General features: G+C 63.4%; 24 protein-coding genes. 15 read left to right on the forward strand and 9 right to left on the reverse strand.

Features of this window, described 5'->3' with window-relative positions; genetic code table 11:
* Positions 1–29: 29 nt before the first annotated feature.
* The 3 genes from HII28_RS17935 to HII28_RS17945 all read left to right on the forward strand — a co-directional run bounded on the left by HII28_RS17935 (position 30) and on the right by HII28_RS17945 (position 1,548).
* Positions 30–689, forward strand: a complete 660-nt coding sequence (locus tag HII28_RS17935; RefSeq protein WP_170027195.1) for a VOC family protein — start codon at positions 30–32, stop codon at positions 687–689.
* A 160-nt stretch (positions 690–849) separates the two neighbouring features.
* Entirely contained in the window at positions 850–1,047 is a 198-nt protein-coding gene (locus HII28_RS17940) for a hypothetical protein (RefSeq protein WP_170027196.1), read from the forward strand.
* A gap of 63 nt (positions 1,048–1,110) precedes the next feature.
* Positions 1,111–1,548, forward strand: coding sequence for a VOC family protein (locus tag HII28_RS17945; RefSeq protein WP_170027197.1), 438 nt, complete (start codon positions 1,111–1,113; stop codon positions 1,546–1,548).
* A 242-nt stretch (positions 1,549–1,790) separates the two neighbouring features.
* On the opposite strand, the gene HII28_RS17950 is transcribed toward HII28_RS17945, so the two are convergent.
* Positions 1,791–2,276: a hypothetical protein gene (locus HII28_RS17950; RefSeq protein WP_170027198.1), complete on the reverse strand. Its 486-nt coding sequence runs from the start codon at positions 2,274–2,276 to the stop codon at positions 1,791–1,793.
* A gap of 468 nt (positions 2,277–2,744) precedes the next feature.
* Positions 2,745–3,398 carry a muconolactone Delta-isomerase family protein gene (locus HII28_RS17955; RefSeq protein WP_205865046.1) on the reverse strand — a complete coding sequence of 218 codons (654 nt, stop codon included), beginning with the start codon at positions 3,396–3,398 and terminating at the stop codon, positions 2,745–2,747.
* A gap of 74 nt (positions 3,399–3,472) precedes the next feature.
* Between HII28_RS17955 and HII28_RS17960 the strand changes: the two genes are divergently transcribed.
* The 4 genes from HII28_RS17960 (at position 3,473) to HII28_RS17975 (ending at position 7,539) form a co-directional block, all read left to right on the forward strand.
* Positions 3,473–4,090 carry a VOC family protein gene (locus HII28_RS17960; protein WP_346769400.1) on the forward strand — a complete coding sequence of 206 codons (618 nt, stop codon included), beginning with the start codon at positions 3,473–3,475 and terminating at the stop codon, positions 4,088–4,090.
* Positions 4,087–5,436, forward strand: coding sequence for an NAD(P)/FAD-dependent oxidoreductase (locus HII28_RS17965; RefSeq protein ID WP_170027200.1), 1,350 nt, complete (start codon positions 4,087–4,089; stop codon positions 5,434–5,436). Before HII28_RS17960 ends, HII28_RS17965 begins: the two co-directional genes overlap by 4 nt.
* Positions 5,437–5,709: 273 nt before the next feature.
* Positions 5,710–5,886, forward strand: coding sequence for a hypothetical protein (locus tag HII28_RS17970; RefSeq protein ID WP_346769401.1), 177 nt, complete (start codon positions 5,710–5,712; stop codon positions 5,884–5,886).
* Between the two features lie 789 nt (positions 5,887–6,675).
* A complete protein-coding gene (locus HII28_RS17975; protein ID WP_170027201.1) occupies positions 6,676–7,539 on the forward strand; it encodes an ArdC-like ssDNA-binding domain-containing protein in 864 nt (287 codons plus the stop codon).
* A 78-nt stretch (positions 7,540–7,617) separates the two neighbouring features.
* Here HII28_RS17975 and HII28_RS17980 read toward each other — a convergent pair whose 3' ends face one another.
* The 5 genes from HII28_RS17980 to HII28_RS18000 all read right to left on the reverse strand — a co-directional run bounded on the left by HII28_RS17980 (position 7,618) and on the right by HII28_RS18000 (position 11,864).
* Positions 7,618–7,905: a hypothetical protein gene (locus tag HII28_RS17980; protein WP_170027202.1), complete on the reverse strand. Its 288-nt coding sequence runs from the start codon at positions 7,903–7,905 to the stop codon at positions 7,618–7,620.
* A gap of 774 nt (positions 7,906–8,679) precedes the next feature.
* A complete protein-coding gene (locus HII28_RS17985; protein ID WP_170027203.1) occupies positions 8,680–9,624 on the reverse strand; it encodes an endonuclease/exonuclease/phosphatase family protein in 945 nt (314 codons plus the stop codon).
* Positions 9,625–9,714: 90 nt separating this feature from the next.
* Positions 9,715–9,999, reverse strand: a complete 285-nt coding sequence (locus HII28_RS17990) for a hypothetical protein (protein ID WP_170027204.1) — start codon at positions 9,997–9,999, stop codon at positions 9,715–9,717.
* Between the two features lie 248 nt (positions 10,000–10,247).
* Positions 10,248–10,898 carry a hypothetical protein gene (locus HII28_RS17995; protein WP_170027205.1) on the reverse strand — a complete coding sequence of 217 codons (651 nt, stop codon included), beginning with the start codon at positions 10,896–10,898 and terminating at the stop codon, positions 10,248–10,250.
* Positions 10,899–11,279: 381 nt separating this feature from the next.
* Positions 11,280–11,864, reverse strand: a complete 585-nt coding sequence (locus HII28_RS18000; RefSeq protein WP_205865047.1) for a TetR/AcrR family transcriptional regulator — start codon at positions 11,862–11,864, stop codon at positions 11,280–11,282.
* 1 nt (position 11,865) lies between these two features.
* On the opposite strand from HII28_RS18000, the gene HII28_RS18005 reads away from it, so the two are divergent.
* The 7 genes from HII28_RS18005 to HII28_RS18035 all read left to right on the forward strand — a co-directional run bounded on the left by HII28_RS18005 (position 11,866) and on the right by HII28_RS18035 (position 18,845).
* The gene (locus HII28_RS18005; protein ID WP_240978344.1) at positions 11,866–13,083 is read left to right on the forward strand and encodes a Gfo/Idh/MocA family oxidoreductase; all 1,218 of its coding nucleotides are present in this window, start codon (positions 11,866–11,868) and stop codon (positions 13,081–13,083) included.
* Positions 13,080–13,898: a hypothetical protein gene (locus tag HII28_RS18010; protein WP_170027207.1), complete on the forward strand. Its 819-nt coding sequence runs from the start codon at positions 13,080–13,082 to the stop codon at positions 13,896–13,898. The genes HII28_RS18005 and HII28_RS18010 overlap by 4 nt, the downstream gene beginning before the upstream one ends.
* A gap of 42 nt (positions 13,899–13,940) precedes the next feature.
* A complete protein-coding gene (locus HII28_RS18015) occupies positions 13,941–15,227 on the forward strand; it encodes a sugar ABC transporter substrate-binding protein (RefSeq protein WP_170027208.1) in 1,287 nt (428 codons plus the stop codon).
* Positions 15,228–15,376: 149 nt separating this feature from the next.
* Positions 15,377–16,174 (forward strand): sugar ABC transporter permease, encoded by a 798-nt coding sequence (locus HII28_RS18020; protein ID WP_170027209.1) that lies wholly within the window; start codon positions 15,377–15,379, stop codon positions 16,172–16,174.
* Positions 16,171–17,028, forward strand: coding sequence for a carbohydrate ABC transporter permease (locus HII28_RS18025; RefSeq protein WP_170027210.1), 858 nt, complete (start codon positions 16,171–16,173; stop codon positions 17,026–17,028). The genes HII28_RS18020 and HII28_RS18025 overlap by 4 nt, the downstream gene beginning before the upstream one ends.
* Before the next feature lie 7 nt (positions 17,029–17,035).
* Positions 17,036–17,905 carry a nucleoside hydrolase gene (locus HII28_RS18030; protein ID WP_170027211.1) on the forward strand — a complete coding sequence of 290 codons (870 nt, stop codon included), beginning with the start codon at positions 17,036–17,038 and terminating at the stop codon, positions 17,903–17,905.
* Between the two features lie 7 nt (positions 17,906–17,912).
* Positions 17,913–18,845, forward strand: coding sequence for a ribokinase (locus HII28_RS18035; RefSeq protein ID WP_170027212.1), 933 nt, complete (start codon positions 17,913–17,915; stop codon positions 18,843–18,845).
* 389 nt (positions 18,846–19,234) lie between these two features.
* On the opposite strand, the gene HII28_RS18040 is transcribed toward HII28_RS18035, so the two are convergent.
* Both HII28_RS18040 and HII28_RS18045 read right to left on the reverse strand, forming a co-directional pair.
* Positions 19,235–19,702 carry a hypothetical protein gene (locus HII28_RS18040; protein ID WP_205865048.1) on the reverse strand — a complete coding sequence of 156 codons (468 nt, stop codon included), beginning with the start codon at positions 19,700–19,702 and terminating at the stop codon, positions 19,235–19,237.
* Between the two features lie 109 nt (positions 19,703–19,811).
* Entirely contained in the window at positions 19,812–20,069 is a 258-nt protein-coding gene (locus HII28_RS18045; protein WP_170027213.1) for a hypothetical protein, read from the reverse strand.
* 377 nt (positions 20,070–20,446) lie between these two features.
* Between HII28_RS18045 and HII28_RS18050 the strand changes: the two genes are divergently transcribed.
* Positions 20,447–20,677, forward strand: coding sequence for a hypothetical protein (locus tag HII28_RS18050; protein WP_205865049.1), 231 nt, complete (start codon positions 20,447–20,449; stop codon positions 20,675–20,677).
* Positions 20,678–20,870: the final 193 nt, after the last annotated feature.

The raw sequence follows: 20,870 nt of genomic DNA on the forward strand, positions 1-20,870 counted from the left end.
CGCGACTGGTTCGCGTCTATGGTGTCCCTATGAGCGAGGCAGGCTGGCAGGCGTTCCTCTTCGCCGATGACCTTGGCGACTGGGTGATCCTTCATGGCGGACCCACGGCAGTGTTTCGGACGGACTCCTTGCGGCAGGCCGCCTCGCTGGCCGGAGCCATCGCCGACGTTCCGGGGCTTGGCCCTCGTACGGTGTTGACCGCGGCGGCGGACCGACTCACGGTCAAGCTGACCCGTGAGATGTGGGCGACCGAGTCGGATCACATCGCTCTCGCACAAGCGGTCTCCGCCGTCGCGCGATCGCAGGGTGCGCGGGCCGACCGCAGTGCGGTGCAGGAAGTCCAGGTGGCCATTTCTGCTCGGCCGGAGCAGATCGATCTGCCGTTCTGGAGAGCCGTGCTCGGGTATTCGCCGCTCAGCGACGACAACGCCATCGATCCGCTCGGACAGGGCTCGACCGTGTGGATGCAGGAGCTCGACCCCGAGAAACCTCTTCGGCACGCCATGCACATCGATGTTTCAGTCGCCAGCGACGAGGGTGAGGTGCGCGCGGCTGCGGCGGTCGCGGCGGGCGGCCGGATCGTGACCGATTCCGAGGCTCCAGCCTCGTGGATACTCGCCGACCGCGCGGGAAACAAGGTGTGCATCGCGGCATGGCCTGACGGCGCCCCTGGGCTGCGCGACGACTGAGCCGGCGAGGCGCTCACGTCTAGCAACCAGGACTCGTCGCGGGTTCCACCGCTTGCAGCACATAGGCCGGCCCCGACAAGCGCAGGTCAGCGAACCGTACAGTTGGTGCTGGAGGCTGGAAGTTGATGCACGTGTGACGACTGGGCTGACCGTGACCGCCATGGCGATCGCGGTGCTCGTGATCCTGGACCTCTGGGTCTATCCCGACGCGTGTTCGCGTGCTCGCCAGAATGAGCCGGTTGCTGTGCGACTCGGGGGCTTCACGATCGATGCACCGCGGGTCTGGGTTGCGTTCTGCGTCGTGCTCTTCGTCATCTTCTTTCCGCTCTATCTGGCGGCACGCCGCGCGCCGCAATGATGCCCGCGAGCGGATCCGCTTGCGCGGCGCGCGATGTCCGGCGTTCCGAGGAGACTGTCGTGCATGATCGAGCCGGTTCAGCGATCGACCGTAGACGAAGCACTTCTCCTTTCGGTCGATGCCGTGATGCTCGCAGTTTCGGATCTCGACGCCGGCATTGCCTTCTACCGCGATGGACTCGGCCACCAGCTGCGCTGGCGGAACGACGAGATCGGCCAGGCGGCATTGGCCTGCCAGGAGTCACGCACCGAGATCGTCTTGACCACGCGCTTGCAGACCGAACCCAACTGGCTCGTGCGCGACGCGGTCGCGGCGGCGCAGCAGATCGAGGCGGCCGGCGGGCGAATCCTCGAGCCGCGGATCGAGATCCCGGTCGGCTGCGTATCGATCGTGGAGGACCCCTTCGGGAACAGGCTCGTGCTGGTCGATCTCAGCAAGGGACGGTACGACACCGACGATGCCGGGACCGTAACCGGAGTGCAGTCCGACGTCGAACGGTGATCGATCGACTCCCGCGCGTCGAGTCCCTGATCATCGTCCTTTCACCCACATGACCAACGGTCGAACCAGGTCACGAAGTATCGTCAAAAGTGTCGTCAAGTCATGTGTCCAGATGCGGCCAGAGAGATACGCAGCCGACGGTTGTTGTGGGTACCGAGTACTGAATCGGAGGGTGTGCCGCTGCGTGTCCCCCTGCTTCCTGCGCCAGGACGGCGAGTCCTAGCTGCGGCGACCGGATCCGGTCAGTTGAACCCCCAGGAGACGAGCTCCACCTTGTGGGCATTGGTGTGCGGGTCGTTGATGTCGACGAGTTTGAATTGCTCGAGCTGGTCGGCAAGCCCTGCGTGTAGCTCAATGGCATACCCCAGATCGGCATAGTGCTTCAAACCGAACGACGCGAATTCGTAGTCGGCACCATAATCTCCGGAGGCCTGTACGGCCGCCGTGATCTTCGGATGACCGATCCTGACTGCGGTGAAGGGTGCCCGAGGCATGCTCGCTACGACCGTGAGCGTGAGCACTGTTCCGAGTTCCTCGATGAGGGCTGCTTGCGAGAGCTCGACTGTGCCGAGTTGCGGCGTGCACACGCGTGTCCACCGAACACGGCCGTACAGCGATGGAGCCTCCACCCCGAGCTGAGACAGGAGGGCTATCTTCTTGAGCTCAGCTGCCGACATCTCGCGCGGAACGACGTACTTGAGGTTCTTCAGTCCCGACACATCAGCCATGCGATTGCTCGACTCTCTCACGGTGTTACCGATGAACAACGTGCACGATTCCTGTGAACGCCTTCAGGTTAGTTGAGATTATCTCGCCTCCAAGGATTCGGCAATGCGGTCAACCTCAGCTCCATCACCTGTAGTTCCGACTTGCGTGCTCGCCATTGCCTCGCCAGTTGACTCGAGCGAACTTCAACAAGTGGGGCAAGCCCGAAGCATTCGACCGGCAGGTCCGGACACCTGACCCTGGTCTTCTCAACATGAACAGCGACTGGCTCCGCCAGCAGGTGGAAACCGACGCCGAACGCATTCGCGATCACTCTTGCGAACCGGTTCGGGAGAACCACCCACCAAAAACCGCCGGACCCCACACACCGTTGATCAGACAGTCCCCGTGCTGACGACCTTCGAGCGCGGAAGCGAATGGTGCTCGGAGTGTCCGATATCAACTGACAGTGCCCGGAGCGCGCCTGGCTTCTATGTCTGTGAGGGGAGGTCAGCCGTGAGCGGGTCGCTGGGGTGGCGGCTTAACTGTTCGGTCGTGGTCGCGAGCCAGGGTGCGAGCGGGAGCGCGGCAAGGACGCCTGCCAGTCGTGTCTCGTTTTCTGCCTGCCAGAGGCCGAGGTTGTTCCCCTCGCCGGGGAGGCGCCAGAGTCTGAGTAGCGTCCCATTCGTGGCGAGTTCTGCTGCCCGCTTGGCTTCTTGTGCGAAGAGGTCATCCGCCAGTGCAGGGGCGGTGCCCTCGGGAACGGTGACGATCAGGCGGGCGAAGTACTCGTGGCTGGATGACAGCAGGGAAACGGTGCCGCGTCCTGGGTCGTTCGGGTGGGCGCTGAGCGGGGTGACCTCGTCGGTGCGCCAGATGCGCAGCGGCATGGCCGCGAGCACTGTTTCGAGTTCGTCGCCGTGGGCGGCGTCGAACAGCCCGTAGGTGCGCCATTCGCCGGGTTTCAGTGGTGGCCGCCATAACCGCAGGAGCGTGCCGTCGGCGACAAGTCCGCGGCTGTGCTCAGCCTCACGTGCCCGCACAGCATCGATCTCGGATTGGCTCGTCTCCTCCGGGACTTGCGTTGTCATGGTGACCAGAAATTCCACGTAATTCTCCTTGCGCTCGTTCTCGATGTTCAGCATTCTTCATCGTGTGCCGTATGGGAAAGCTCGAGTTGAGGGTTTCTCGGGCGAGGACATGCAAGTCAGGGGATGTTGTGGATTTCAAGCTCGAAGTAGTCGTCATACCGGTGGCGGACGTCGACCGTGCGGTCGCCTTCTACAACGGACTCGGTTGGCGTCAAGATGCGGACTTCGCGACCAGCGAGAGCTTCCGGGTCGTGCAGTTCACCCCGCCTGGGTCGCCGACATCGATCATCTTCGGGACGGGTCTAACGACGCAGCAGCCGGGCACGGCGCAGGGGCTCCAGCTGATCGTCGACGATATCGAGGCCGCCCGCGCGGAACTCACGGATCGTGGCGCCGAGCCGAGCGAGGTTTTCCACGATGCTGGGGGCGTCTTCCACCACGCCGGCACACAGGATCGCGTTACCGGGCCGGCCTCGGAGCACAGTAGCTACGGCTCGTTCCTGTCCTTCTCAGACCCGGACGGCAACGAGTGGTTCCTGCAGGAAATCACCACTCGTCTGCCCGGACGCATCGACTCTGGCATCACCAGCTTCGCGTCCGTTGATGATCTGACCAGCGCCCTGAAGAGGGTGGCTGCGGCGCACGGCGAGCACGAGGCGCGAACGGGTCAGGAGGATCCGAACTGGCCTGACTGGTATGCCACATGGCTTGTGGCCGAGCAGTCCGGCGCCGAGCTTCCGCAATGAGCTACGACTGGGACGTCATCGTCCTTGGTGCGGGCGCCCCAGGTGAGCACACGGCCGCAGCCATCGCAGAGGGCGGCACGCGTGTGGCGATGGTCGAGCGTGAGCTTCTGGGTGGGGAGTGCTCTTATTGGGCGTGCATTCCGTCGAAGACTTTGCTGCGGCCGGGCGAAGCCGTTGCCGGGGCCAAGGACGCACCCGGCGCGGCGCAGGCCGTCAACGGTGTCATCGACGTGGGTGCAGCGCTCGGCTGGCGAGACTTCATGGTGTCGGACTACTCCGACGCCGGCCAGGTTGCCTGGGCGACGTCCGCGGGCGTCGGGGTGATACGCGGGCACGGGCGACTCGCCGGGTCGAACACGGTGGAGGTTGACGGCCAGAGGCACACGGCCGAGCACATCGTGATAGCGACGGGTGCGGATCCGGTCATCCCTCCCGTTCCGGGTCTGCGTGAGACGCCGGGCATCTGGACGAACCGCGAGGTCACCGGCATGAAAGCGGTGCCCGACAGCCTGATTGTGCTGGGCGGGGGTGCCGTCGGCGTCGAGATGAGTCAGGCGCTCGCGCACCTCGGCGCGAAGGTCACGATCGTGGAACGCGGGGACAGATTGCTGTCGCGAGAGCCCCGCGCGATGGGTGAGGCGATCCAAAAGGTGCTCGCCGACGACGGCATCGATGTGCGACTGAACAGCACGGCCGCACGCGTCTGGAAGGAGGGCGACGAATACGGCGTCGAACTCGCCGACGGCACCCAGCTGCGCGCCGAGCGCGTACTCGTCGCCGCAGGGCGAGCACCCCGAGTGGCCGACATCGGGCTGGAAACGGTCGGCATCCAACCCAATCCGCGCGGAATCCCTGTGACCGCTCGACTGTCGGCGGGCCCCGGGCTATGGGCCGTCGGCGACGTCACCGGACTGTGGCAGCTAACCCACGCCGGCGAGTACCAAGGCAGGGTCGTGGCAGACAACATCCACGGTCGGCCTCGGGACGCTCATTACGAAGCAATGCCGCGCACCGTCTTCACCTATCCGCAAGCCGCGTCAGTCGGTCGGCCAGATGGCCGCTTCGTCGAGTCGATCCCGCTCTCCGAGGTGCCACGCACCTCGACCTACTCGCGCGCCTACGACACCAAGCCCGGATTCCTCACCCTGGTCTCCGACGGTTCTGTGCTCACCGGTGCCCATGCCGTCGGACCTGAAGCCGGCGAGTGGCTGCAGCAGGCGACCCTCGCGATCCACGCCCGCATCCCACTTCCAGTTCTCCTCGACGTCATCCAACCGTTCCCCACCTTCTCCGAAGCGTTCCTGCACGCACTGCGTGCGCTGGACCGCACCATCAAGGCGAACTGAATTCCGGAGGCGCCCCCTTCGCGATTGCCCGCCGGCTTCTCGAGCGATGCGCAACGGAGGGTTGAGGAATTCCGCTGTGCCGGCCGGCCGCAACGTGGATCGGAAACGGCGCCACCCCTCAGCAACCCCTGGATCACAAATCGATCCTTCTGTGGGTAGTGTGCGACGCTGTGCATGCGAGCCGTGTCCGTCCGGGGAGATGTACCGATCCCTTGTGGCTCCGCGCGGGTTGGCGCCCTCTGCTTGTTGTTGAGAAGGCGGGTTCCGCGGCGGATGTCGCGACAGCGGAGCGCTGCAGCGATCCAACGCATGCTCGGCCACGCCTCCGCCGCGATGACGCTGGACGTCCACGCAGACCTCTTCGATGACGACCTCGACGCCGTTGCCGCAGCCCTCAATCAGGCCCACGATGACTCGATTGTGGTCAAATCTGTCGTCAAACACACCTAGGCCTGGCCGCGATCCCAGCCTCACTGGTATCCCGGCCGAATAGCTGAAGCGGAGGGCGTGGGATTCGAACCCCTGCTGGTGCAGGTGAACAACGCGGGAGTTCGCGTTAATTCCCTGATCAGGTCTGTTTTCTCACTCACATGACCAACGGTCGAATCACGTCGTACTAGAACGAAGTGTCGTCAAAAGTGTCGTCAAACCCTGTGTCCATATACGGCCAGAGAGATACGCAACGAGCCGATGCCGTGTGCCATTCGGACCGCATGCCGCACGAAACGGAGGGAACGCATTTCGGTAGCGACGTCATCACCAGTTGCTCACGTCGGAGACCGAGGGCCTTGAACCTGACGGCATCAGACAAGCCGGCTCATCCACGTCCTCCAACGCTTCCTCGAACGCGAAGCCACACAACGCGCACCGCATGAACCGGGTGTCTCGGTACCCCGGGAAGGTTTCATGCAACCGGTACAAGTGCTCACCCGTGATCCACGGCGCTAGGTCTTCCATGAACGCACCCTGTCAAAGAACCCCCGGGCACGGCCAGGGCATGACCGCTCTGGACAGCAACTCGCTTCCCGGCTGGTCGCGGGACAACACCTGCGTGTGTGGTCTTTCCGGCGTCTGATCGTATGTCGTTGCCGGCCGGTGCGTTCCGGGCTTTCGCGGCATATCCTCCCGCGCTGCGCTTACTCCGGTATTCCACGGACCCGGCACTACCCAACCGTCCACTCCCACCCGATCCTCGTGCCGGAAAGACCACAAAACACGATCACCACAAGGGAGCAGGACATGAACCCCACCAAAGCCAGGACCCGTGAAGCCCGCATGGCCGAAGCCGAAACCCTGCACGCCACCCTCACCGCCCAAGTAGAAGCCCTCGCCAGCTCAGACCACTGGGCACGGTTCCTGAACTTCGCCGCCTCCTTCCACACCTACAGCCTGAACAACGTTCTGCTCATCCTCGCCCAGAACCCGGACGCCACCCACGTCGCCGGATACCAGCACTGGCAGGAGCTCGGCCGCCAAGTCACGAAGGGGCAACACGGCATCCGCATCTACGCCACCGCCACCCGCCGCACCACACCCACCGCCAACCACCCCGACCAAACGGGCGAGGAGGAAGAAGCGGAGCGGGTGCGGTACTTCCCCATCGTGTCCGTCTTCGACATCACCCAAACCGAACCCCTCCCCGGCACCACCCCGGACCCCGACGTCGTCCAGCCCCTCACCGGTAGCGACGATCACGGCATCACGACCCCGCTGACCGCCCACCTCCAGCAGCTCGGCTGGAGTGTCGACACCGAACCCATGACCGAGGCACGCAACGGATACACCGACCCCACCGCCCGCAAGGTGCTGATCCGCGCGCACGTGTCCCCCGCCCAACACGCCAAAACGCTGCTGCACGAGGCAGCGCACATCCTGCTAGAGCACACCAACACACCCACCGAGTACGTGCTGCACCGTGGCCGGATGGAGACCGAAGCAGAATCCGTCGCCTACATCACCGCAGCATTGGCCGGCCTCGACACCGCTGGGTACTCCGTCGGCTACATCACCGGATGGGCTGGCGGTGACGTCGACCTCATCCGCGATACCGCTGCACGTGTCCTCTCCACCGTCCACCGTTTCGCCAACATCCTTGAGCCGTAGGGAAGGGCCCGGCCCTGCCGGCCTGTGCGGCCGGTGAGGGGCCGGACCCCTCACACTCCCCCAGCTTCTCGAGGGTCTCTACTGGATGCGGGGTGGCAATTGCTGCGGCGCCGGCACCACCTGCACACCAGACAGGTCCTCCATAGTCCGGTAGGTGCCGGCCATCGCCTCAGCACCCCGCCGCACCAGATCCGCCAACGGCGACTCGGCTGTGGTCATCACCGTCCACCCCTCATCCACCAACCACACCGTCAACTCCATCACCCGCACCCGCTCCGGCAACGTCAGATCCTCTGCATCCGTCGACAGGAGAACCACTGTCTCCCTCTTGCCCTTGCTGACCAGGTTCACCAGTTCCGCCTTCACAACTCCCACTCCCCACCACTTCGTCGATCGTTTTTGTTTGCCTTCCGGCGGAGAGATCAGTGGTGAGTGGGAGGGGTGTGCAGTGCCGGGACCGTGGAATACCGCACAAGCGCAGCGCCGGAGGATATGCCGCGAAAGCCCGGAACGGAACACCCCGGAAACGAACTACGATCGCGCAGCGGAAAGGCAAACCACCGCACTCAGAAACACAGCGCCGCCCTCCGTGGCGGCACAGCAACTAGAGAACAGCCTGACCTTCGCAAAACCTTTCAGCGCTCGCTCCGCCGACTCCATACGGGAATCGGCGCCTTCAGGCGAGTTGGCGCGACCTCGTCAGTGCCAACTCACCCGCAGCAAGGGCCGGAACGGATCACCTGTCGTTGCGCCAACCCGACCGGTGGCGCATAGCTCGCCGTGCGTCTTTCAGCAGGAGTGGTCCGCTCCTACCCGAAAGGAGCGGACCGTCGAGCTCCCCCGGGCACGCTCCCCTGAACCACATCAATCCGTGGCGGGTCGAAACGAGTATGCCGGCCGGGAGACTCGGGGAACTCGCCGGCCGGCCTGCAGATCATCCATCGGGAGACAAAACCTGCTTCACAACCATGATGCGTCGAACATGAGCAAACTTCAACACTTGCTGATAGAGGCGCTGTCGCGTCGACCTCTAGTTTCTCGGCGGAGACAAGACGTACGAGCATCCGGCAGCGTAACTACGAGCGCATGCGGCAGACTGCCGCGCAAGTCGCTGCCGCGGCAACGCCATGTAGTGACGCCTTACGTCGTGGCGAATTCCACCCACAACGGGTAGTGGTCGGAGATGCGCCAGGACACGTCGACTTTCGTCAGGCCGGGAAAGACGTGCGGTATGTAGTCGAACGAGCCTGCGTGACCGTTGTAGGTCAGTCCGGTGAGCAGGGACTTCGGCTGGGCGGCTTCGACGTCCATGAACCATGCGATTTGGTCGTAGAAGTGTTTCGTCTTGTCGTTGTCGAAGATCGTGCGCGGTATGCCGCTGAGCTCTGCTGGCGGCCACAGCCCCGTGGAAACAAAAGCCTCGTAGAGCGGATTGCCCAAGCGATCGATGTTGAAGTCGCCCAGCACGAGCAAGTTGGTGTTCCAGTCACCCTTGCGGTCAGCCCAGGCTCTCATCCATTGCGCGAAAGCGGTGATCTCGGGAAGACGGTCGGCGCTGGCGTTGCCCCACATGATGTGCACCGTCGTGAGGATGAACTCGACACCACTGCGGGTGAAGCTGGCCGCATATGGACTCCGCGCAAACTGCGTCGCCGGCTGCCCCACCGTGCCAGGCAACACGATCTCCCCAATCAGTCCGGAAGGCTGGACCCGGGTCGAGTCGTAGAGAAAGGTCAACCGCTCGTCGTTGCCCGGATCCCCTTCGCTGACGTCGGAGACGATGCACTTCCAATCGACTCCGAGCTGTTCCAGCAGAAAACGAAGCGCCGTCGTGTCTCGCTTCACTTCCTGCACCGCCACGACATCAAAACGCCCCAACACTGCCGCAATCAACGCCACCGCATGCCAGTCACGTTTCGGCGAGTCCTTGCCCTCGGCCGCCCATTTCGCGGTCAGATCCCCGAACGCGCGCAGGTTCCAGCTTCCGATCACAAGATTGCTCGCTGTTCGTGCGGGCACAACGGCGCCCACCGCGTTTGACAGATCAGCAACCTCTGCCGCCACCGCTACCGGTGCATCCCCCATGCGCCAAGCGAATCACACCAACAGCTCCTGCAACAGCGGCATATCACCGCGAGTGCGACGAGGATCGCCAATCAAGCAGCGATTGACCAGTCAGAGTCGGTCAACGGCGGACGCCCAGACCCACACCTCATGGGTAGCACCCGAGGCCATCCTCACCTTGACCAGGACAGCCTTCGGCGTCCAGGCGATCGCCTCACACTCCGGGTGGATCGCGGCGGACTCATACGTGATCCACGCCCGCACCGGAATCGGCGCCTCGGGCTTGACCACCCTGTTGTGCTCAAGGTCCAACTCGTCATCCGTCAAACTCCGCGGCAACGGGCGAATGACTGCCTCATTGATCGAACGCTGTATCCGCTTGTCGAGGTCCCGCAAGTACCGCGTCTGACCACCCACACTTACCACCAATCGAAGATATGTTCGATTGTACCCGCGGCCGATCGAGAGTTCGTATGCGCGACAGGGAGATCGCTCGCTGCGGCGGAAAACAGGCAAGCACCCCCGTCCCCCCAAAGCGCCTTCAAAGAAGCACCCGCACAACACGCACCCAGAAACGGCGTGGACCGGTTGCCGGTGAGCTTCTTGGCGTCCGGACTCTTGGAACACTGGGACACGCTCGGTGGTCAGCCGCGCGGCTTGGTCCACATCCTTCGAAGCGTTGTGCGTGAGGCAAAGCGAGCGCGTACCCGCACGGGGCGCTCCCTGGGCACGAAACCAATTCCATCCAGCGCCTTCGTGATGATCGCCGCCCTGCGCTTGGACAGGGCCGGAACAGGTGCGTCGAAGTCGGAGCCCAACTTGACGGGGAACGGCCGACCAGCAAGTGCTGCCCAGATTGCGGCAATCGACCATCGCCGCAGGAACAACCAATCGGTCGCGAGAAAAAGGGAGGCAAAGTAAAGCGCGAGCGCTAATACCCCCCAAAGCCAGATCCCCAGTTCGTCCGTGCGGACGATGGACACGACGTAGAACACGACCGACAAGATGAGGCCCGCACACGCCAACGAGATGCGCAGTCCGTACCACGGGCACATCGACTTTGCGACGATGTAAAGACCGCGATCGTCGAGGAGCCTCTTCACCGCCGAATAGGACGGGGTGCCCGCCTCAAGCGCCTTGAGGATCTCCGCCAGCGCCTTGGCCTGCCCTCGCGAAGAAGTTGCCTGGCCCCACAGCGTGAGCAGGCTACCGACCGCCACTGCAAGGCCCAAGATGGCCAGCAGATTGGTCTGCCACCATGGCGAAGCTTGCTGCGCGGCAGCTGCCATCAGCACATGCATATCATACGCATAACATTACAAATCCTCATCTTTTCTGGGTCTTGCGCCTTATTTGGTGGCAGCTGAAATTCGATCCGCGCATTACGGGGCTGGGGGGCGAATATTGTGACCGTCACGAAGACGAGCTCGGCAGAAGATCCGCAAGCAGAAGCTCAAACGCTCCACCACACCCCCAGCCGACCGCAGTCGCGCGTCATCCCACGCACTACCTCGCCGGCGTCCACGCCAGCCAATGGCGCGGGCGGCGATCGAGTCCTTCACCCCAGCCGCTTCCCAGGGCATCTCGGACAGTTGTAAATCGGTAGATCTCGCACGCCTCGAGGGGTCGCCCGTCAAGCTTGAATACGACTTCCGTAAGACTCGCGCCGAGTGGATCTAGCTCTCGCTTGCCACTTTTCGCGACAATCGGCTGATCGTTCCTTCGATGAATCGGTCGACCTCAGCGACGAGGTCGAAGTCCGAGTTCAGAAGCCATTGCAACTCGAGACCATCGAGGGCCGCGATGAGCAGGCGAGCTTCGCTCTGAATCTGATCGGGCGCGAGTGGAGCGAACTCGCCCTGGGATATCGCACCCTCGATTCTTTCCGCGAAGCCGGCCAGTGTGCTCGCGTAACGCTCAACGACGAAGCTTCTGGCGGGATGCTCAGGATTGGTAGCTTCCACGCCGAGGGTGAGGAACAGCTGAAGGAATCCGCGGTGCTGAACGTGGTACTGCATGAGGTCAGTAAGGTCGCGGATCGCAGCGACTCCGGTCGGTACGGGCCCGGGGGTGCGATGGGCGTTGTCGCTCTCCCAGTACCGGAGTACTTCCACGAGTAGGTCTTCTTTGCTGTCGAAGTGGCGAGCGAGGGCGGCTGGCGTGACGCCCACCTCGGCCGCGATTTGGCGCAGTGAGCCGGCGGCATATCCGTAGGTACCGAAGACCTCGACCGCCTTATCGAGGATCTGCTGGCGTCTCACGATGCCGTTCTTGTATGGCCCGCGCTTGCTCGCGCCCATTCGGACTCCTGTCTCTTGCTCAAATGTTATCGGACGCACTACAGTTGGCCGAAACGTTTACGCGTGTTCACAGTTTGATGTTCGGTCGAAGGAGAGACGAATGCCCGGTCCCCGCCCTGATGGTGACAGCCGAGAGATTCTCGGCGTCGGCTTGATTGGTGCCGGCCCTGTCACGCAGGCCGTTCACCTGCCGACGCTGGCTCGGCTCGATTCGATGTTCCGGGTTGCGGCGATCATGGATGTCGATCGCACTCTGGCTTCGTCCGTTTCCGATCAACTCGGTGCTTACGCGGCGACGACCGTCGATGAGCTGCTTGCCAACCCAGCGGTCGACGTCGTTGCGATATGCAGCCCGAATCGCTTCCACGCGGATCAGGTGATCGCAGCATGCCTGGCAGGCAAGCGAGCAGTGCTGTGCGAGAAGCCCTTCGCGGTCGACCTGAACCAAGCCGACGAGCTCGCCACGGTAATCGCGGAGACGGGGGTGCCCGTGATCGTCGGTGCGATGCATGCGTTCGACGAAGGATGGACAGCCGTTCTGGAAGCGTGGAAGGACCGGACTCCCGAGTTCATCCGTTCCTCGATCGTGCTGCCTCCGAACGAGCGATTCGAGGTGCTCGCCACTGAACTTGTGACCGCAGTTGCGCCCACGCCAAGCGTCGCGTTCGGAATCGACGCGGACGTCGAGAAGGTACTGGGCGGTGTGCTGGGTCTCGCCATTCACGATCTTCCGCTCATCCGTCGTCTCGCCGCCTCCTCGGAGCGGCCGAGGGTGCGGAGCGTGCGCGTTTTGGAACCGTTTGGCTATCTGATCATTCTGGAGCTCGGCGAGCTCATCATCGAATTGCATGCCGCGATGACAGAGAACTGGGAGCCGTCCTGGGTTCTGGAAGCTATCGCCGGCGATGCAGAACTTTCCGTGCACTTCACCCCCTCTTACGTGCATGCGGGCTCAGCGACTGCTGTGCTGCAGACAGCGCAGGACGTGAGCGTCTTCAGCCCAGGTCTCCGCAACGGCTACGAGATGGAGTGGGAGGCCCTATACCGAGCAGCCCTGGAGGGTGGGCGACCGGATGCGGGGCCTCTTGTCGAGGACCTACGGTTCGCGCTGGCCATCGCCGATGATGCGGAGCTCTTGCTACGGGACGAAGCGGCGATCACATTGGAGGTCGTGGCATGAGCGGCCCCGATGCCTCCATCCGCCGGCTCGCCGCACCGGGCGCCGGGGGCGCGGTCGCCTCGTTGCCCCTGTCGTTCCACAGAGACTCATCGGACCGAGTCGTCGCCGTCCGCGGAGCACGATGGCTACACGACGCGTCCAACGAACTTCTTAACGGAGCGGCTGGCGTGCTCGCCGTGCCGACCGGTGCGCAGGTGGATCGGGTCACAGCTGTGGCGATCGCCCAGCAGGGTCGGCCGGTGGTGATCGACGATCGTTGGTCCCACAATCCCGCGGTCGTCACGTTGAAGGAGGCGCTGGAGCGCACGCGAAAGTCCGAGCTCATCGAAATGCGCGCGATGATCCGGCCAGAAGATGACCCGAATGAGGCGTTCCTCGATCTTGCGGTGCTCGCCGACATCCTCACCGGTCCGCTCGCGACACTGCGGATGGTCACAGCCCGCGCGACCGGCCGGATCGCGACCGCATCCGATTCGCTCGGCCGTGCACTGCACCTGAGCGTTCAGCGCTCACCGGTTGGCGCAGGCGACGTCACGGTCCGGGCGATGGCGACGTCGACGGCTGTCGACGCTCACATCCCGGCATCATCCACCGCGGCTCCCGCGATTATTCGCGAGCACGATCGGGCCCGGATCGTGCAGCACCCCACCGTTTACGAGAGCGCTCATCGCGCGGCGTGGCGTGAGCTCCACGCTGCGGTTTGCGAGCGCACCCTTCCCACCGACATCGATCGACGCTCGCGAATGATCGCAATGATCGCCGATCAATTCACCGACGGTCCGCACGCCGCCGATTCCACTGCACCACACGCCTGAGCCGTCCTGGCTCCGGCCTACTCATGAGGAGAAGAAATGAGAATGCGAGCACTTCGCTCGACCGCGGTGGTCGCGGGCATTCTGGCAGCGCTGACGCTGTCGGGTTGCTCCGGCGCCGGAAACAACACGTCAGAACACGCCACGATCAACTTCATGGCCGCTGACCCGCAGAAGACATACCAGCCTGTGATCGACGGATTCGAGAAAGCAAATCCGAACATCACGGTCAAGTTCACGTACGTGCCGTTCGACCAGTACAACAACGTGGTGAGCCAGCGCATTGGCGGCAAAGACGCCGGCGTCGACGTCTACGTCGCCGACACGGGCACCGTCGGTGAACTCGCCACGAAGGGTTATCTGAAGGACCTCTCGTCGTTGAAGCCGCAGGCAGAGAAGTCGTCTTTGTCGGCGGCGGTGAAGGCGAACGAATACGACGGCAAGCTCTGGGCGCTCCCGATGTGGACCTCGCAGCAGTACCTCTTCTATAACAAGGACCTGCTCACGAAGGCGGGCATCCCGTTCCCTTCGTCCGATCCCGACAAGCGGATGACGTATGAGGATCTCCTCGCCGATGCGAAAAAAGCCAAGGCGGCTGGCGCGACCTGGGGCATGATCCTGGACCAGATCGACCGCTACTACCAGCTGCAGCCCCTGGCCGAGTCCGCAGGCGGCGGCTCGGGCGCCACCGGCAAGGACCTTCTGACGGCGGACGTGACGAATGCCGGCTGGACGAAGGCAATGGACTGGTATTCGGAGCTTTTCAGTAGCGGCGTCGCCCCGCGCGGTGATGGCGCACAGCAGATGGTGGACGTCTTCGCGGGAGGGAAGGCGGCATTCATGATCAGCGGGCCGTGGCAGATCACGACCAACGCCCAGGCGAGGCCGCCAGTGAACTTCGGCATTGCACCGAACCCCCTGTTCGAAGGCGGCAAGGCGACAATGGCGACCGGTTCCTGGAACATCGGCATCAACCCCGCGTCCCAGCACCAGGATGCCGCAACCTCGTTCATCAAGTACGTCTCCATGAACCAACAAGGCAACACCAAGTCGACCCAGGTCAGCGGAATTACCCCGACCAACCTGAAGTCTTTCAACGCCTGGATCGCCAAGGAGGACGCGATCGATGCGCCGTCGACCAGCGGCGTCGGAGCCCTGACGCTCGAGGAGCTGAAGACGGCAGCAGTGAACCGGCCTAACAGCCCAGGCTTCGAGCAACTGCAAGACGTGCTGGATCGAGCGTTCTCCGACATCCGGAATGGGCAGGAAGTTGACACCACACTGAAGAACGCGCAGAGCGAGCTTCAGTCGGATTGGGATCAGCTCAAATGACACTCAAGGTCGAGGCTCGGGAGGCGGAGGTGTGGACCCCCTCGGTCCGCACCGCGCCTCCCCGGCCTCGCCGCCGACGGCGGACACGACGCAAGCAGGTCGGGTTTCTCGTGGGATTCCTTCTTCCCACACTCGTTCTCCTCGTGGGGATGCGAGTGCTGCCCAGCATCCAGGCTGTCGGCGACAGCTTCTTCCGCAAGCCGATCACTGCCACCTCAGAGCACTTCGTCGGGCTGCAGAACTACGTCACGCTCTTCACCGATCCCCGATTCATCGGAGTACTCGGGGTCACAGGACTCTTCCTGGTGATCATCATCCCGGTGCAAGTGGTCGCCGCAGTGGGGCTGGGCCTTCTTCTGAACGAGGCCTTCCCCGGCGCATCCGGCGCACGCGTGTTCGTGTACCTCCCGGTGGCGGCGCCGGGCGCAGTCGCCGCGATCATCTGGGGTATCGCGTTCCAACAACAGGGACCGTTCAACGCAGTGTTGGGCGCGCTGCATCTGCCGCAACAGCCTTTCCTCAGCTCGCCGGACCAGGCGCTTCTCTGCATCGTCGTGCTGATGTCATGGATCGGCGTCGGCTATTGGACGCTGTTCGTGATCGCAGGTCTTCAGGATGTTCCGGTGCAGCAGTACGAGGCCGCAACACTCGACGGTGCTGGATGGTGGCGCACCCTTTTCTCGGTCACCCTGCCGAATCTGCGCCGCCCCCTGGTGTTCGTCATTGTCGCCAACACTGTCGCGAATGTGCTCGCCTTCGTTCCGATTTCGATTCTGACCAGAGGTGGGCCGGCCGGCAGCACGAGGCTGATCATGTACGACATCTACGATCGAACGTTCACGCTCGGTAACCCGAACCTAGGTCTGGCTGAAGTTGTCGTGCTCTTGATCTTCCTGATCGCGGTGACCAGCCTGCAGTTCCGGTTGCTCGGACGGGAGGACTCATGAGCCGGCTCTCCAACGCAATCGGCACGACCCGCCCGCGTCGAGTTGCCGTCGCCATCGCAGGCTGGATCGTTGCCGTCGCATTCATGCTCCCCTTGGCGTGGATGCTGTTCGGAAGCTTCCGCACCGAGACCGACCTCTTCACGAGCCAGTACCCGCTCACACCGTGGATCCTTCTGCCACGTACGTTCACCCTGAGCAACTACACCGATCTCCTCGGTGGCGGGTTCAGCCTGAGCGTCTGGAACTCGATCTTCGTCACCGCGATCACTGTGGTCGTTGGTGTAGTTGTGAACGCCATGGCGGCATTCGCCTTCACCCTTTCCCGGGGACGCGGCGCGACGCTGCTCTTCGGATTCGTCGTGCTCTGCTTCCTCATCCCGTTCGACGCCCTTGCCGTGCCGCTGGCAGATCTGTTCAAGGACTGGAACCTCTGGAACAGCTACGCGGGTCTCATCCTGCCCGGTATCGCCAACGGCTTCGTGATCTTCGCACTGCGGCAGTTCTTCCTCGGCATACCAGGCGAACTATCGGAAGCGGCACGAATTGACGGGCTGAGCTCGTGGGGGATCTTCTGGCGCATCTACCTCCCACTCTCCAAACCAGCGCTGATCGCGGCCGGCTTCACGCTGTTCCTCTTCCAATGGGGCGCCTACCTGTGGCCACTGCTCATCGGCACGGCACCCGACAAGATGCTGGGCCCGATCGCATTAGCCACACTGTCATCCCAAACCCAGGTGCACTGGGGAGAGATCTTCGCCGGCGCCGTGCTGCTGACAATCGTGCCCATGGTGCTTCTGCTTTTCTTCCAGCGCCACTTCACCGGATCACTTTCCACATCGGGAAGCAAAGGATAAGGACTTCATGCTCATCTTGGACACTGACATCGGAAGCGATGTGGACGACGCAATGGCACTGGGGGTGGTGCTGGGCTCACCCGAGCTCGCACCGTTCGCTGTCACGACCGTCTACGGCGACACCACTCTCAGGGCGCAACTCACCACCCGACTCCTCTCTCTGAGCGCAGGTGCGCATCCGACACACATTGTTCCCGGCCGCACCGAAACTCTCAGTGGGAAGCCCGTCTGGTGGGCAGGACACGAAGGCAAGCGATACTCCGACCTGAGTCGCGAGGCCGTGACCGCGGGTGAGGATGCTGTGGCATTTATCACACGGATCGCAGCCGAACATCCCGGCGAAGTCGACCTTCTGGCAATCGGGCCGCTGACGAACGTTGCGGAATGCCTGAATACGGACCCCGACTTCGCCGTCAACCTGCGTCGACTTGTGATTATGGGCGGTGACTTCCGCGTAGGGGCAGCACGAGTCGCCGAACACAACATTGCCTCGGACATTACAGCGGCACAGCGCGTCTTCGACTCCGACCTCGAGATCGCAGTGGGCGGCCTGGACCTCACCATGCAGTTGACCGTCGGACGATCAATCGTCGACGAGATCGCCTCCTCGGGCCCGTTCGGCGCAGCACTGGCTGAGGAAATCGCGGAGTGGTGGACGTTCCTCGACCACTCGGAGAACACTCCTCACGACCCCATCCTCGCGATATACCTCGCCCGACCCGACCTCTTCAACACGGTGCGGGCTCGCGTGACCATCTCGGATGACGGCATCACGCATGAACACGCGACAGAGAACGGCACGGTGCAGATCGTCCAAGGCATGAAACGGGAGACCGTACTGGAGGAGATCGTTCAGCGGATCCGGGCTGCAGGATGACAAGAATATGAACGAACTGGTGAGAGCTCATCCGCCCGTCCTGGTCGTCGGCTCGCTCAACATCGACCGCACAGTCATCGTCGAGGAACTCCCACGCCCCGGCGAAACGGTAGTCGCCATAAGTTCCCACAGCTCGCCCGGCGGGAAGGGCTCGAACCAGGCGGTGGCAGCCGCGCTAGTGGGCGCCGAGGTGGTGTTCGTGGGTGCGATAGGGGCCGACGAGCCGGGCCGGGCCGCGCTACGAAACATGGCAGCCAGGGGTATCAACACCAGCTGGACCGTCGAAGTCGCAGACTGCCCAACCGGTACTGCATCGATCACCGTGGACAAATACGGTGAAAACACCATCGTGATCGACGCCGGCGCCAACGCTGCGCTCGAGCCGGACTCGCTCCACGCGGAGCAATTCTCCGACGCTAGCGCCCTTCTGCTAACCCTGGAGGTACCCGACCGAGTGCTGCTTGCTGCACTGCGCATGGCAAAAGCACACTCCGTTCCCACCATCCTCAACCTGTCACCGCTCCGCGGGCACGCCCCAGAGATCCTCAGCAGCATCGACATTCTCATCGTCAACAACGAAGAATTCACATCTGTGGCATCCCCGGATGGCCCGGACGTGGCATCGACGCAAGAGGCCGCAAACCGGCTCGGGCCACCCGTCGTGGTCGTCACACGCGGCGGCCAAGGCGCCATCGTCCTGCAGTGCGCCTCGGATGAACGCATGGCTCGGGTTCCCAGCGTGCAAGTCGCCGCCGTGGACACCACAGGATGCGGTGACGCCTTCGCCGGTGCGCTTGCTGCACGACTCTCCGCGTCAGAATCCCTCCTGAACGCTGCCAGGTTCGCTGCCAGCTATGCCGCGCTCGTCGCCACGAAACAGGGCGCCCAAGTCTCGTACCCGGATCTGACCGAATACGAGACGTGGAGCACCGGCAAGTGACTCACGGCGGGCCACCAGTACTCAAGTGTTCCGACGAACTGGGGTCGGTGCCTCAACGCCTGAATCCGAGTTGTCTGGTTGCCCAGCGGAGCATCCAACGAGCACGCGTGCCTTTCGGCGTCGTCAGCAGCAGAAGTCCCAGCTTGTCGGCGAAGGAAAGATCGGACCTGCCGATGCCGCGGAGAGTGTGCTCGATGTTTGATCCGGTTACGTGCGGCGAGGCGCTGACCACACTGCAGAACACGCTCGTGTCGCAGATGAAGTAATACCCGAACACGAGTGGCACGAGGAAGGTCAGGTTCCTCCGGTGCACGAAGTGATGGGCCGCCGGTTGATCCGACGGCCCATCACTGCATCATCCGGGGTTGCTCACCCTCCGGACCGGTCGCTCATCGATGCGCGAGTGCATACGCGGCCGCACGGTCGACGAAGGCCTGACGGTCTTCACGAGCTGCGCCCGCGCCGTGCGGCCCGGGGCCAGGATGCGGTACTGCGTTGTCGAGCGAGATGACACCGGCCTCCATCCCACCGGCCTGGTTGTACTGCGCCCCCGTGATGACGAACACCATGCCCGGCTTCCGCGGACCCCCTGGCATATCCAGCGGGATGGTGAATCGGCTGTACCCGGCCGGCATGGGCGACGACAACCGAGTCCACGACCCAGGATCGCCGAGAGCTCGATTGATGAAGAAGTCCTGATCGTCGTTGTCCGTCACGACGATCGTTCCGTTCGCGCCCCCCGAATCCGACCACGACACGATGGGAGCAGCGTTCGGGGCGTACCCGCTCTGGTCGAGGAGCGGGGTGTCGGCGGAGAACCGGAACGACTCCGGATCCTTTGCGATGCGGTAGTGCACGTGGCCACACATTAGGACTCACCCACGCGGCACCAGATCAGGTTTATCAGCACCCTGCATTGGCCCGCCTCGACTCGCGAGGATCCTCGAAGGCTGAGCGCGACCCCGGTCAGTCGGCTTCTGGCTCTTTCTCGGCTTCGTCGAAGTCAACCGCCTGATAGTCCACTGCCCAGAACATCACGCGGTCGAGGATCCTGTCGCGGAGTGTCGCCAGCGTGATCTCCGAGCCCGGCCTCTCCGAATCGTGGCAGTCGCGGAGAATGCCGATAACGAGATTGTCGATACCCATGGTGTCGGCACCCGTGCGCTCGACATCGGCCTTTACCGCGCCAGCTGCGGCCTCGTACCGACTCGGATTGTCCTTCATGCTTCGCAGGCTAGTGCGTGGTGAACGTCGCGAACAGGCCCCATGGCAGGATGACATGGCGCCTGCCCCCGGAGGCATTGGGCGTGGTTCAGTCCGGGGAAGGGGAAACGATGCGGGCGCGCCTGATCGCCGCTGTCATTGCTGCGACTCATAGCCGACCCATTGTGCCGGCGAGCCTCGTCCAGACGCCGGTCCTCGCGCGGGCTGTAGTCGAGCGCACGGACTGCGCACAGCTGATGACGCGCGATGCGTCAGTAGCCGAACCGCTTCCGCGCCCGAACGGCATCAGCACGGCGCTGATGCGTCGCTACGGGATCCACAAACGCACGGGTGGCTTCTTTCGGCCTGGCGTGAGTCCGTGCGGGTACCCTCGGCGCATGACGATGCTTGTGGTTGGGCTGATCATCGTCTTGCTGATATGCGCTGCGATGATTGGTCTGGTGCTTCTTGCCCTGCGGGTTCGGCGAAGGGGCAGCGCCGGTCCCGCTATTGGAGCCGCCATGGCTGCATACGACGCGGCAATGCACTCAACCGCGTATGACAGCTATCTGGAGATGCGGGCGGAGGAAGACCGCACCGTTCCCACTCCATCGCCCGACAACTCGTAGCATCGCAGGCAGCACGCCTCCCCCACCAGCAACGAGACGCTGTCCGAAAGTTCCCTTCGACATCTTTGCTAGCTCGAGTAATCCCGAGCGACTAATCACTCGGGCGACCGGCTCCCTTCCCGCTGCCGGCGCTGGGTCACGATGTCGGCGAACACGACACGTGGCGGCTGGTAGTCCAAGGTGTCATGTCGGG

Source organism: Planctomonas sp. JC2975 (assembly GCF_012985205.1).
GTDB lineage: Bacteria > Actinomycetota > Actinomycetes > Actinomycetales > Microbacteriaceae > Humibacter.

What these genes read in the sequence shown, in the direction of transcription:
- HII28_RS17945 (WP_170027197.1), top strand. Translation starts at nt 1,111, where the DNA reads ATGATCGAGCCGGTTCAGCGATCGACCGTAGACGAAGCACTTCTCCTT.
- HII28_RS18020 (WP_170027209.1), top strand. Translation starts at nt 15,377, where the DNA reads ATGCGAGTGCTGCCCAGCATCCAGGCTGTCGGCGACAGCTTCTTCCGC.
- HII28_RS18010 (WP_170027207.1), top strand. Translation starts at nt 13,080, where the DNA reads ATGAGCGGCCCCGATGCCTCCATCCGCCGGCTCGCCGCACCGGGCGCC.
- HII28_RS18030 (WP_170027211.1), top strand. Translation starts at nt 17,036, where the DNA reads ATGCTCATCTTGGACACTGACATCGGAAGCGATGTGGACGACGCAATG.
- HII28_RS17985 (WP_170027203.1), bottom strand. Translation starts at nt 9,624, where the DNA reads ATGGGGGATGCACCGGTAGCGGTGGCGGCAGAGGTTGCTGATCTGTCA.
- HII28_RS17975 (WP_170027201.1), top strand. Translation starts at nt 6,676, where the DNA reads ATGAACCCCACCAAAGCCAGGACCCGTGAAGCCCGCATGGCCGAAGCC.
- HII28_RS17950 (WP_170027198.1), bottom strand. Translation starts at nt 2,276, where the DNA reads ATGGCTGATGTGTCGGGACTGAAGAACCTCAAGTACGTCGTTCCGCGC.
- HII28_RS17935 (WP_170027195.1), top strand. Translation starts at nt 30, where the DNA reads ATGAGCGAGGCAGGCTGGCAGGCGTTCCTCTTCGCCGATGACCTTGGC.
- HII28_RS17955 (WP_205865046.1), bottom strand. Translation starts at nt 3,398, where the DNA reads ATGCTGAACATCGAGAACGAGCGCAAGGAGAATTACGTGGAATTTCTG.
- HII28_RS17965 (WP_170027200.1), top strand. Translation starts at nt 4,087, where the DNA reads ATGAGCTACGACTGGGACGTCATCGTCCTTGGTGCGGGCGCCCCAGGT.
- HII28_RS18050 (WP_205865049.1), top strand. Translation starts at nt 20,447, where the DNA reads ATGACGATGCTTGTGGTTGGGCTGATCATCGTCTTGCTGATATGCGCT.
- HII28_RS17970 (WP_346769401.1), top strand. Translation starts at nt 5,710, where the DNA reads ATGTCGCGACAGCGGAGCGCTGCAGCGATCCAACGCATGCTCGGCCAC.
- HII28_RS18005 (WP_240978344.1), top strand. Translation starts at nt 11,866, where the DNA reads ATGCCGTTCTTGTATGGCCCGCGCTTGCTCGCGCCCATTCGGACTCCT.
- HII28_RS18035 (WP_170027212.1), top strand. Translation starts at nt 17,913, where the DNA reads ATGAACGAACTGGTGAGAGCTCATCCGCCCGTCCTGGTCGTCGGCTCG.
- HII28_RS18025 (WP_170027210.1), top strand. Translation starts at nt 16,171, where the DNA reads ATGAGCCGGCTCTCCAACGCAATCGGCACGACCCGCCCGCGTCGAGTT.
- HII28_RS18015 (WP_170027208.1), top strand. Translation starts at nt 13,941, where the DNA reads ATGCGAGCACTTCGCTCGACCGCGGTGGTCGCGGGCATTCTGGCAGCG.
- HII28_RS17940 (WP_170027196.1), top strand. Translation starts at nt 850, where the DNA reads ATGGCGATCGCGGTGCTCGTGATCCTGGACCTCTGGGTCTATCCCGAC.
- HII28_RS18045 (WP_170027213.1), bottom strand. Translation starts at nt 20,069, where the DNA reads ATGAAGGACAATCCGAGTCGGTACGAGGCCGCAGCTGGCGCGGTAAAG.